Origin of the sequence: Planomonospora corallina (assembly GCF_042650625.1) — a bacterium.
Taxonomy (GTDB): Bacteria; Actinomycetota; Actinomycetes; order Streptosporangiales; family Streptosporangiaceae; genus Planomonospora_B; species Planomonospora_B corallina.
On record NZ_JBHSBM010000023.1, the window covers coordinates 90913 to 100641 of the forward strand.

The following is a 9729-nucleotide window of genomic DNA, read 5'->3' on the forward strand; positions in this document are numbered from 1 at the left end:
CCGGGAGGCGCGGGCCGCAGCCGGAGCCGCCGCCGGAGCCGCGGACGTCAGCGCTCCGCGGCGGCGGTGTGGTCGCTGATCATGGAGACGAGCTCGGGCCAGAGGGGGCGCGGCAGGTCGTGCCCCATGCCCGGGTAGGTGATCAGCTTGGCCCCGGGGATCGCGTCCGCGGTGGCGATCCCTCCGGAGACCGGGACGAGCTGGTCCTCCTCGCCGTGGAGGACCAGCGCCGGCACCGAGAGCTCCTTGAGGCCCGGCGCGCGGTCGGGCGAGGCCATGATCGCGGCGAGCTGCCGGGCCACCCCCGCGGGGTCGTGGGCGCGGTCGTAGCTCAGGCCCGCGAGCCGGGCGGTCCGTTCGGCGTCGAAGGGGTAGCCCGGCGAGCCGATGACCTTCCAGGTCTTCAGCGCCTGCTCGACCGCGGTCTCCCGGTCGGAGGCGGGCGGCGCCATGAGCGCCGCCATGGCCGCCTCGGTGGGCGGGGCGGCCTGCGGGCTGGGCGTGGACATGATCGAGGTGAGGCTGCGCACCCGGTGCGGGTGGCGGACGGCCAGCGCCTGGGTGATCATGCCGCCCATGGAGGCGCCGGCCACGTGCGCCGACTCGAGGCCGAGCGCGTCGAGCAGCCCGGCCGCGTCGTCGGCCATGTCCTCCACCAGGTACGGCGCCCGCCCGTCGAAGGAGGGCGTCCCGGCCTCGTGGAGGTGGGTGGACTCGCCCACGTCCCGGTTGTCGAACCGGATGACGTGGTGGCCGCGGTCCGCGAGCAGCTCACAGAACTCCTCGTCCCAGTGGATCATCTGGGCGGCCAGCCCCATGATCAGCAGGAGCGGGCGGCCCTCCGGGGAGCCGAAGGTGTCGTAGGCGAGCTCGATGCCGTTCGCCGGGGCGCGCAGGGTCATGACACTCCAGAGCGTGCTTGTCGGTCGGAACAGAATCTCATTCTGTAAGCACGACGACAAGAGCCTTGTTCCGTTCCCCCGGCCCGCCCCGTCGCGGGCCGCCGCCGATCGCCCTCAGTCCCACCAGAACGACCAGGCGTTCCTGCCTCTGATCTGCTCGGCGTACTCCAGCAGCGTCCCGGCCCCCTGCACGATGCTGTCGGGGCAGAACGTCCAGTGCTCGGCCGCCACGTGCAGGGCGTGCTCGGGGGTGACCGGAGGGGCCGCGACGCTCAGGTCCAGGGTGTTGAAGCCCATGCCGACCACCCGGGCGCCGAACCGCTCCTCCCAGCTGCGCACCACGGCCGCCAGCGGGACCATCCACTCGTTGTGGTTCAGCGCGCCCTGCCAGCCCATGGCCACCAGCGCGTCGGCCCCCCGCTCCACCGCCACCAGCCCGAGCGGGGTACGGCGCTCGGCCACCAGCCCGGCGTACCAGTCGGCGACCACGTCCGGGCCGGCCATCGGCGTCCCCGGCCCGGCCGGGCCCGGGCACGTGGCGCCGAAGGGCTCCAGGATCTCCAGCTGGTCGGGGCTGGCCTTCTCCAGCCAGTCCGACCAGACCTCGGCCATGAAGGCGGCGGTGTTGTAGTTGTCGATCTCCTCCGGCGCGTCCGGGGCGATCTGGCCCGCGGTCCACGGCTGGACGGTGTCCTCCAGCAGCACCGGCCAGAGGCCGGAGTGCGGATGCTCGGCCCGCATCCTGGCCCACAGCCCGGCGGAGACCACCTCGTCGCTGAGCCAGAACGCCGGCCGGTGGTACGAGGCCGTCAGCAGCGGCGTGTATCCGGGATCGGGCCAGACCAGGTCCCCGGGCGGCAGGTCCACCGCGAGCGTCCGCCCGGCGCCGCCGTCGGCGAAGAGCTGGCCCAGCAACGGCGGAAGCCGGTCACGCTCGCAATCACCCATCTCTACCGTCCCGATCCCGACCACGCCCCAATTTTGCCCGCCGGTCGCCACACGCACGGCGGAAGCCGCCAACGCCCTGCGAGGGACATCTCGCCATGATTCCATCCGCGGGCGACAGCGGCTCCGCGGAGGCGCTCCACCCCTGCGGCGCGTTGCTAAGGTTGGCAACTGCACGGAGTGACAGCACGGGGAGGGTGCCGCCCCGGCAGGGCGATGCGCTCCGACGCCCGCCGGGGCCGAAGGCCCGGCCGCCCCCGCACGGACGTCCACGTAGGGAGGGGTGCCGAGGTGAGCGCACCGCTGTACCAGTTGAAGGCGGAGTTCTTCAAAACGCTCGGCCACCCCTCGCGCATCCGCGTGCTGGAGTTGCTCAGCGAGCGGGAGCACTCGGTCGCGGAGATGCTCCCCGAGGTGGGCATCGAGCCGGCGCACCTGTCGCAGCAGCTGGCGGTGCTCCGACGGGCGAACCTCGTGACCTCCCGCAAGGAGGGGTCCACCGTCTACTACTCGCTGACCCACCCCGGCATCGCCGACCTGCTCACCGTGGCCCGGTCGATCCTCACCGGTGTGCTCTCGGGGCAGGCGGAGCTCCTCGAGGATCTTCGCGCGTCCGTCCGGAAGGGGGGGTGAGCAGACCCCGGGCGTGGGCGATGGCCGCCGGGGTGCCGGGGAAGATCAGCCCGTCGCGGCGCAGGTGGCCGGCGATCCCGAGCGCGGCCAGGACCTGGTCGTGGCCCGGCCGGATGCCGGAGAGCAGCACGGTGATGCCGCGGTGCTCCAACTGGGTGATCGCGTCCCCGAGCACCTGCGCGCCGGTGGCGTCGATGGTGGAGACGCGGGACATCCGCAGGATCACCACCCGCACGTCGGCGACCTCCGACAGCTCCAGCAGGAAGCGGTGGGCGGCGGCGAAGAACAGCGGGCCGTCGAACCGGTAGGCGACGATGTGCTCGGCCAGCAGCCGCAGCTCCTCCTCGCTGTGGTCGCCGCTCTCCAGCGGCACCTGCTCCACCTGGACGGTCCTGGCGATCGCGCGCAGCGCCAGGACGATCGCCACGCCGATGCCGACGGCGACCGCCGTCACCAGGTCGAGCGCGACCGTGACGGCGAACGTGAGCACCATGACCAGCGCGTCGCTCCGGGTCGCGCGGGCGATCGCCCGCAGGGAGCCGAACTCGACCATCCGCACGGTGGTGGCCAGCAACACGCCGGCCAGCGCCGCCAGCGGGATGCGGCCGACCAGCCCGGAGGCGGCGAACACGATCACCGCCAGCACGACCGCGTGGGTGAGCGAGGCGAGGCGGGAACGGGCGCCGGCCCGGACGTTGACCGCGGTGCGGGCGATCGCCGCGGTGGCCGGGACGCCGCCGAACAGCGGCGCGGCCAGGTTGGCGACGCCCTGGCCGAACAGCTCCCGGTCGGGGTCGTGCTTCTCGCTGACGCTCATCGCGTCGGCGACGGAGGCGCACAGCAGGCTCTCCAGGGCGGCGAGCGCGGCCACCGCCAGCGCGGACGGGAGCAGCGCGCCGAGCGCCCCGAGGTCCAGGAACCCCAGGGAGGGGGCGGGCAGCCCGGCCGGGAGCCCGCCGATCCGCGCGGTGTCGAGCGCGGCCGCCTCGGCGACCACGGTGGCCGCCACCACGCCGATCAGCGAGAACGGCACGCCGGGCCGGCGGCGCCCGCCGAACAGCATGAGCGCGGCCACGGCGAGCGCCATGGCCGGCGGCACCGGGTCCGGGGCCGAGGCGTAGGCGGCGACGGCGTCCGCGGCGACCCGCCAGGTCTCCTCGGCGCCGCTCGCGGCCACCCCGAGCGCCGAGGGGAACTGCTGCAGCGCGATCACCACCGCGATCCCGGCGGTGAACCCCTCGATGACCGAGGTCGGGATGAACTGGATGTAGCGGCCGACCCGGGCGAGGGCGAGCCCGACGAGGATCACACCGGACAGCAGCCCGACCGTCAGCACGCCGCCGGCGCCGAACTCGTGCACGATCGGGACCAGCACCACGGTCATCGCGCCGGTGGGGCCGGACACCTGCAGGTTGCTGCCGCCGAAGACGGCCGCGAGGGCCCCCGCGACGATCGCGGTCGCCAGCCCGGCCGCGGCGCCCAGGCCGGAGCTGACCCCGAAGGCCAGCGCGAGGGGGAGCGCCACGATCGCCACGGTCAGACCGGCCAGCAGGTCACGGCGGGGGCTCCGGCGGGCCGCCGTCCAGTCCGCGCGCCGGGGCAGCAGGCCGGTGAACCGGGTGAGCAGCCGGATTCCGGGGGAGGCGGTGCGGGGATCCTCGGGAGAGGCCGCGGAGGCCGTGCCGGGGGCCGGGGAGACGGTGCTCATCCGCGGGCCTGTGCGCGCAGCTCGGCCAGGAGCTCGCCCTGGCCGGCCAGCAGGTCGGCCAGGATCCGCCGGGCCGCGACGAGCAGCTCGGCCACGTCCGGAGTGGACAGGGCGTAGACGACGGTGGTCCCCTCCCGGGTGGCGCTCACGATGCCGGCCCGGCGCAGCACCGCCAGTTGCTGGGAGAGGTTGGACGCCTCGATGTCGACCTCGGCGAGGAGGTCCCGGACCGGCAGCGGGCCGTCCTGCAGCAGCTCCAGCACCCGGATGCGGACCGGGTGGCCGAGCGTGCGGAAGAACTCCGCCTTGGCCTGGTTGAGTGGGACCGCCATGGTCATTCCGTCCCGTCGGCGCCCGCGCCGCGCCGGACCTCGACGCCGTGCTGCTCCGCGATGCGCAGCAGGTTGTCCAGCCGGCCGGACAGGACCTCGGCGGTGTGGTCGTCACCGGCCTCGCGCGCGACCCGCAACTCGGCGTCGGTCTCCTCGACGCGTGCCAGTAACTCCGCCGTGAACTCGCTCATGCACCCTGCTTCCCTGTGCGGCCTCGCCGTGGGCTCCCCTACGGCTCCCCTACGGCTTCCGTTCGGCTTCCGTGTCGCTTCCCAGGGGCCCCGCCGCCGGGCCGGACCGGTCCGGCGCCCTCCGGGTGACAGAGACAGGCTACTTATAAAGTTGCCAATTGCGTAATTCTTCAAGTCGTAAGGGGCTTGGGTAAGATGGCCGCGGTGGCCCGCTCCCGGAGGTCGCCCCCTTCGGCCAGGTCACGTTCCGGACCAGTGCGCGCCGGATGGGACGCACCGGACAGAGCCACCGGCGGGCGCGGATCGGCCCTGGACGCCGGACCGTGCCGGCCTGCGATGCGACAATGACGAGAGGCCGGGCACGGCTACGTGAGGAGTGCAGCCAATGGGACGGGGTCGCGCCAAGGCGAAGCAGACCAAGGTCGCTCGCCAGCTGAAGTACAGCAGTCACCAGCTCGACATCGACCGGTTACGAGCGGAGCTCGGCGCCGATGACGAGCCCGCACGGGACGCCGAGGCCGACGCCCCCGCGGGGGAGCCGGCCGAGAGATGACGAAGGGCGCAGGCGCGGGCGGACGGCGGGCCCGGAAGAGACCCGCCGCCCACCCGCGCTCCGCGGCCTCCTACAGCTCCGCCCCGACCCGCGCGGCCATCTCGGCCAGCCGGTTGGCGTAGCCCCACTCGTTGTCGTACCACCCGAAGACCTTCACCAGTGTGCCGTCCGCCTGGGTCAGCGGCGCGTCGAAGACGCAGGAGGACGGGTCCCCGACGATGTCGCTGGAGACCAGCGGCGCGGTGCTGTAGCGCAGCACTCCCGCGAGCCCTCCGGCGGCGGCCCCGGCGAAGGCCTCGTTGACCTCCTCGGCCCTGACGTGGTCGCGCAGCACGAGCGACAGGTCGGTCAGCGAGCCGTCCACCACCGGGACGCGCACCGCCACCCCGTCCAGCCGTCCGGCCATCTCCGGCAGCACCAGCCCGACCGCGCGGGCGGCGCCGGTGGTGGTGGGGATGATGTTCACCGCGGCCGAGCGGGCCCGGCGCAGGTCCTTGTGCGGCGCGTCGAGCAGCCGCTGGTCGCCGGTGTAGGCGTGGATGGTGGTCATGACGCCCCTGACCACCCCGAAGTTCTCGTGCATCACCTTGATCATCGGCGCGGCGCAGTTCGTCGTGCAGGACGCGAGCGAGATCACCTCGTGCCTGACCGGGTCGTAGACCCCGTCGTTGACACCGGGCACGATCGTGGCGTCCACGTCCCTGCCGGGCGCGGAGATCAGCACCTTGCGCACGCCGCGCTTGAGGTGCACGGCCGCCTCGTCCCGCTTGCGGAACTTCCCGGTGGCCTCGATGACGACGTCGACGCCGTGGGCGGCCCAGTCGATGTCGGCGGGATCGCGGTGCGCGGTGACCGCGATCGTGCGCCCGTCCACCTCGATCGCGGAGTCGGAGGCGGCGACCGGCAGTCCGTACGGGCCGAGCGTCGAGTCGTGCTTGAGCAGGTGCGCCAGCGAGTGCGCGTCCGTGAGGTCGTTGACGGCGACGATTTCCAGGCCCTTCGGCAGGCCGCAGCGGAGCACCGCGCGCCCGATCCGTCCGAACCCGTTGACGCCAATCCTGACGGTCATCTTTCCTCCCGTACATGGGGTACGTCCCCATCCTGCGCGGGCCGGGCGGGCCTCCCGTAGGGGAATGGGTCCCCCTCCCCCGGGCACTACGACCTGCGCTTTCCCACCGCGCACCGTCCCGCGGTCCCTTCCCCGCCGGGCCGTACGGCACCGGCCGGCGGGACGATGGTCCCTGGCCGCGGCGGGGCCCGGGCCGAAAGGCTGGTCTCACCAACCGGGATAAGGAGTGACCGAAAATGACGAGAACGGCGCACGGCGCACTCACCGCCGAGGACGTGCAGGTGCTGACCCACGGCCGTGTTCCCCGCTCGGCCGTCGAACGGGCGCAGGAGAAGGTCGCCGCCCTCACCCGGCACTGCGGCGAACCCGTTCTCTTCACCCGGGTCCGGCTCGGCGTGGTCTCCGATCCCGCCCTGGAGCACCCCGCCACCGCCCAGGCCGTCCTCGACGTCAACGGGCGCCTAGTCCGCGCCCACGCGGAGGGCAGGACCGTCCACCATGCGATCGCCCTGCTCACCGACCGCCTCCGGGTCCGCCTCGACCGGGTCGCCCGGGACTGGGAGCACACCCGCGACCGCCGCTACCGGCAGCTCGGCAGGCTCGCCCCGGCGGCCGGTGGCGGGGAGCCGGCCGCCGGCTGAGGGACGACCGCAGAAAATGACCATGGTCCCGCCCGGAAGGTGCCTTTGCGCCGCAGACCCGGGCGGGGCCCGTACCGGAGAGTGGAAGTGAGCCCGCAGCCCCGGAACCGACGAGGTGACCCCATGACCGCCGCCACCGTGCACGCCCCTCCCGCCGACGTCCGCACCGCGGTCGACGCCCTGGTCTCGAACGCCCTCGAGGCACTGGCCGCCTACGACTCCTTCACCCAGGAGCAGGTCGACCACATCGTCAAGAAGGCCTCCGTCGCCGCGCTGGACCGGCACGGCGCCCTCGCCGCGCTGGCGGTCGAGGAGACCGGCCGCGGCGTGTTCGAGGACAAGGCGGTGAAGAACATCTTCGCCTGCGAGCACATCACGCACAGCATGGCCGGCCTCAGGACCGTGGGCGTCGTCTCCCGCGACGAGATCAGCGGCATCGTCGAGATCGCCGACCCGGTCGGCGTCGTCTGCGGGATCACCCCCGTCACCAACCCGACCTCGACGACGATCTTCAAGGCGCTGCTGGCGCTCAAGACGCGCAACCCGATCATCTTCGCCTTCCACCCGGCGGCGCAGCGCTGCAGCGCCGAGGCCGCCCGGATCGTCCGCGACGCCGCCGTCGCCGCCGGCGCCCCGGAGCACTGCGTCCAGTGGATCGCCGAACCGTCGCTCGCGGCGACCGGCGCGCTCATGCACCACGACGGCGTCTCGACCATCCTCGCCACCGGCGGGAACGGCATGGTCAGGGCCGCCTACTCGGCCGGCAAGCCCGCCCTCGGCGTCGGCGCCGGCAACGTCCCCGCCTACATCGAGCGGAGCGCGAAGCTGCGCCGCGCCGTACACGACATCGTGCTGTCCAAGACGTTCGACCACGGCATGATCTGCGCCTCCGAGCAGGCGGTCATCGTCGACCACGAGGTCTACGACGCCGCGCTCGCCGAGTTCCGCAGGCTGCACGCGCACGTCGCCACCGCCGAGGAGAAGGCGAAGCTGGAGGAGTTCGTCTTCGGCACGGCCGCCGGCGGCGAGGGCTGCTCGGGCGCCAAGCTCAACCCGGACGTGGTCGGCCGCTCCCCTCGGTGGATCGCCGAGCGGGCCGGGTTCACCGTGCCGGAGGACACCTCCGTGATCCTCGTCCCGGTGGACGGGGTCGGACCTGCCGAGCCGCTGACCCGGGAGAAGCTCTGCCCCGTGCTGGCCCTGCTGCGCGCCGGCTCCCGCGAGGAGGGGCTGACCCTCGCCGAGCGCATGGTGGAGTTCCACGGGCTGGGCCACAGCGCGGTCGTCCACACCGAGGACGCCCGCCTCGCCGAGACGTACGGCCGGCGGGTCAAGGCGGTCCGGGTGATCTGGAACGCCCCGGCCTCCCAGGGCGGCATCGGCGACATGTACAACGCCTTCCTGCCCTCGCTCACCCTGGGCTGCGGCAGCTACGGCCGCAACTCGGTCTCCGACAACGTCTCCGCCGTCAACCTGATCAACATCAAGCGCATCGGCCGGCGCACCAACAACCTGCAGTGGTTCAAGGTTCCCGCGAAGATCTACTTCGAGCCGAACGCGATCCGCTACCTCGCCGACATGCCGGACGTGCGCCGGGTCACGGTCGTCACCGACCCGGTCATGACCCGGCTGGGCCACGTGGACCGGGTGATCGACGTGCTGCAGCGCCGCGGCGAGCGGGTCGCTCTGCAGATCGTCGACGACGTGGAGCCGGAGCCGAGCGTCACGACGGTGGACCGGGGCGCCGAGCTGATGCGCGCCTTCCAGCCCGACACGATCGTCGCTCTGGGCGGCGGCTCGGTGATGGACGCGGCGAAGGTGATGTGGCTGCGCTACGAGCACCCGGAGGTGGTGTTCGCGGACATGAAGGAGAAGTTCTTCGACATCCGCAAGCGCGCCTTCCGGTTCCCCGCCCTCGGCGAGCGGGCCCGTCTGGTGTGCGTGCCCACCACCTCGGGCACCGGCGCGGAGGTGACCCCGTTCGCGGTCATCACCGACGACGCCACCGGCAAGAAGTACCCGCTGGCCGACTACGCGCTCACCCCGAGCGTGGCGATCGTGGACCCGGTGCTCGCGGCGGACCTGCCGCGCACGGTGACCGCCGACAGCGGCTTCGACGCGCTGACCCACGCCATCGAGTCCTACGTCTCGGTCTACGCGAACGACTTCACCGACGGCCTCGCCCTCCAGGCGATCAAACTGATCTTCGGCCACCTGGAGCGGGCGGTGACGGGGGGCGCCGCCGACCCCGAGGCCCGGGAGAAGATGCACAACGCCGGGACGATCGCCGGCATGGCCTTCGGCAACGCCTTCCTCGGCATCGTGCACGCCATGTCGCACACCCTCGGCGCCACCTTCCACGTGGCGCACGGGCGGACCAACGCGCTCCTGCTCCCCCACGTGATCCGCTACAACGGCACCGTCCCGTCGAAGCTGTCCGGCTGGCCGAAGTACGAGGACTACCGGGCCCCGGAGCGGTTCTGCGAGATCGCGCAGGCCCTCGGCCTGCCCGCCGGGACACCGGAGGAGGGGGTGGAGTCCCTCGCGGCGGCGGTGGAGCGGCTCCGGGACGCGGTCGGCATCGAGCCGTCGTTCCAGCGGATCGGCGTCGACGAGGAGGCGTTCCTGGCCGCGCTGCCGCAGCAGGCGGTCAACGCCTACGAGGACCAGTGCGCCCCCGCCAACCCGCGCATGCCGATGCTGGACGACATGCAGGAGCTGATGCGGGCCGCCTACTACGGCCGCCGGGCGTCCG

The 9729-nt window shown here is 73.1% G+C and carries 10 protein-coding genes; 4 read left to right on the forward strand and 6 right to left on the reverse strand.

Annotated features, from left to right (window positions below; translation table 11 throughout):
• Positions 1 to 47: 47 nt before the first annotated feature.
• On the reverse strand, positions 48 to 902 hold the full coding sequence (locus tag ACFOWE_RS19695; protein ID WP_377289870.1) for an alpha/beta fold hydrolase: 855 nt from the start codon (positions 900 to 902) through the stop codon (positions 48 to 50).
• Between the two features lie 114 nt (positions 903 to 1016).
• On the reverse strand, positions 1017 to 1850 hold the full coding sequence (locus ACFOWE_RS19700; protein WP_377289872.1) for a DUF4253 domain-containing protein: 834 nt from the start codon (positions 1848 to 1850) through the stop codon (positions 1017 to 1019).
• A 288-nt stretch (positions 1851 to 2138) separates the two neighbouring features.
• On the opposite strand from ACFOWE_RS19700, the gene ACFOWE_RS19705 reads away from it, so the two are divergent.
• Positions 2139 to 2480 (forward strand): ArsR/SmtB family transcription factor, encoded by a 342-nt coding sequence (locus tag ACFOWE_RS19705; protein WP_377289874.1) that lies wholly within the window; start codon positions 2139 to 2141, stop codon positions 2478 to 2480.
• On the opposite strand, the gene ACFOWE_RS19710 is transcribed toward ACFOWE_RS19705, so the two are convergent.
• The 3 genes from ACFOWE_RS19710 to ACFOWE_RS19720 are packed head-to-tail and all read right to left on the reverse strand — an operon-like array spanning position 2410 to position 4711.
• Positions 2410 to 4188 carry a SulP family inorganic anion transporter gene (locus ACFOWE_RS19710; RefSeq protein WP_377289876.1) on the reverse strand — a complete coding sequence of 593 codons (1779 nt, stop codon included), beginning with the start codon at positions 4186 to 4188 and terminating at the stop codon, positions 2410 to 2412. The two genes, ACFOWE_RS19705 and ACFOWE_RS19710, sit on opposite strands and share 71 nt — an antisense overlap.
• Positions 4185 to 4520, reverse strand: coding sequence for an ArsR/SmtB family transcription factor (locus ACFOWE_RS19715; protein WP_377289878.1), 336 nt, complete (start codon positions 4518 to 4520; stop codon positions 4185 to 4187). The genes ACFOWE_RS19710 and ACFOWE_RS19715 overlap by 4 nt, the downstream gene beginning before the upstream one ends.
• Before the next feature lie 2 nt (positions 4521 to 4522).
• Positions 4523 to 4711 (reverse strand): hypothetical protein, encoded by a 189-nt coding sequence (locus tag ACFOWE_RS19720; protein WP_377289880.1) that lies wholly within the window; start codon positions 4709 to 4711, stop codon positions 4523 to 4525.
• Positions 4712 to 5096: 385 nt separating this feature from the next.
• On the opposite strand from ACFOWE_RS19720, the gene ACFOWE_RS19725 reads away from it, so the two are divergent.
• Complete coding sequence (locus tag ACFOWE_RS19725; protein WP_377289882.1) at positions 5097 to 5264, forward strand: DUF3073 family protein; 168 nt, start codon at positions 5097 to 5099, stop codon at positions 5262 to 5264.
• Between the two features lie 70 nt (positions 5265 to 5334).
• Here the strand turns inward: ACFOWE_RS19725 and gap are convergent, their stop codons facing one another.
• The gene (gap, locus tag ACFOWE_RS19730; RefSeq protein WP_377289884.1) at positions 5335 to 6333 is read right to left on the reverse strand and encodes a type I glyceraldehyde-3-phosphate dehydrogenase; all 999 of its coding nucleotides are present in this window, start codon (positions 6331 to 6333) and stop codon (positions 5335 to 5337) included.
• 236 nt (positions 6334 to 6569) lie between these two features.
• On the opposite strand from gap, the gene ACFOWE_RS19735 reads away from it, so the two are divergent.
• Both ACFOWE_RS19735 and adhE read left to right on the forward strand, forming a co-directional pair.
• Entirely contained in the window at positions 6570 to 6974 is a 405-nt protein-coding gene (locus ACFOWE_RS19735) for an HPF/RaiA family ribosome-associated protein (RefSeq protein WP_377289886.1), read from the forward strand.
• Between the two features lie 123 nt (positions 6975 to 7097).
• Positions 7098 to 9729: bifunctional acetaldehyde-CoA/alcohol dehydrogenase (adhE, locus tag ACFOWE_RS19740; RefSeq protein ID WP_377289888.1), on the forward strand; the 2632-nt coding region annotated here is incomplete at its 3' end.

What these genes read in the sequence shown, in the direction of transcription:
- ACFOWE_RS19695 (WP_377289870.1), bottom strand. Translation starts at nt 902, where the DNA reads ATGACCCTGCGCGCCCCGGCGAACGGCATCGAGCTCGCCTACGACACC.
- ACFOWE_RS19700 (WP_377289872.1), bottom strand. Translation starts at nt 1,850, where the DNA reads ATGGGTGATTGCGAGCGTGACCGGCTTCCGCCGTTGCTGGGCCAGCTC.
- ACFOWE_RS19710 (WP_377289876.1), bottom strand. Translation starts at nt 4,188, where the DNA reads ATGAGCACCGTCTCCCCGGCCCCCGGCACGGCCTCCGCGGCCTCTCCC.
- ACFOWE_RS19715 (WP_377289878.1), bottom strand. Translation starts at nt 4,520, where the DNA reads ATGGCGGTCCCACTCAACCAGGCCAAGGCGGAGTTCTTCCGCACGCTC.
- ACFOWE_RS19720 (WP_377289880.1), bottom strand. Translation starts at nt 4,711, where the DNA reads ATGAGCGAGTTCACGGCGGAGTTACTGGCACGCGTCGAGGAGACCGAC.
- ACFOWE_RS19725 (WP_377289882.1), top strand. Translation starts at nt 5,097, where the DNA reads ATGGGACGGGGTCGCGCCAAGGCGAAGCAGACCAAGGTCGCTCGCCAG.
- gap (WP_377289884.1), bottom strand. Translation starts at nt 6,333, where the DNA reads ATGACCGTCAGGATTGGCGTCAACGGGTTCGGACGGATCGGGCGCGCG.
- ACFOWE_RS19735 (WP_377289886.1), top strand. Translation starts at nt 6,570, where the DNA reads ATGACGAGAACGGCGCACGGCGCACTCACCGCCGAGGACGTGCAGGTG.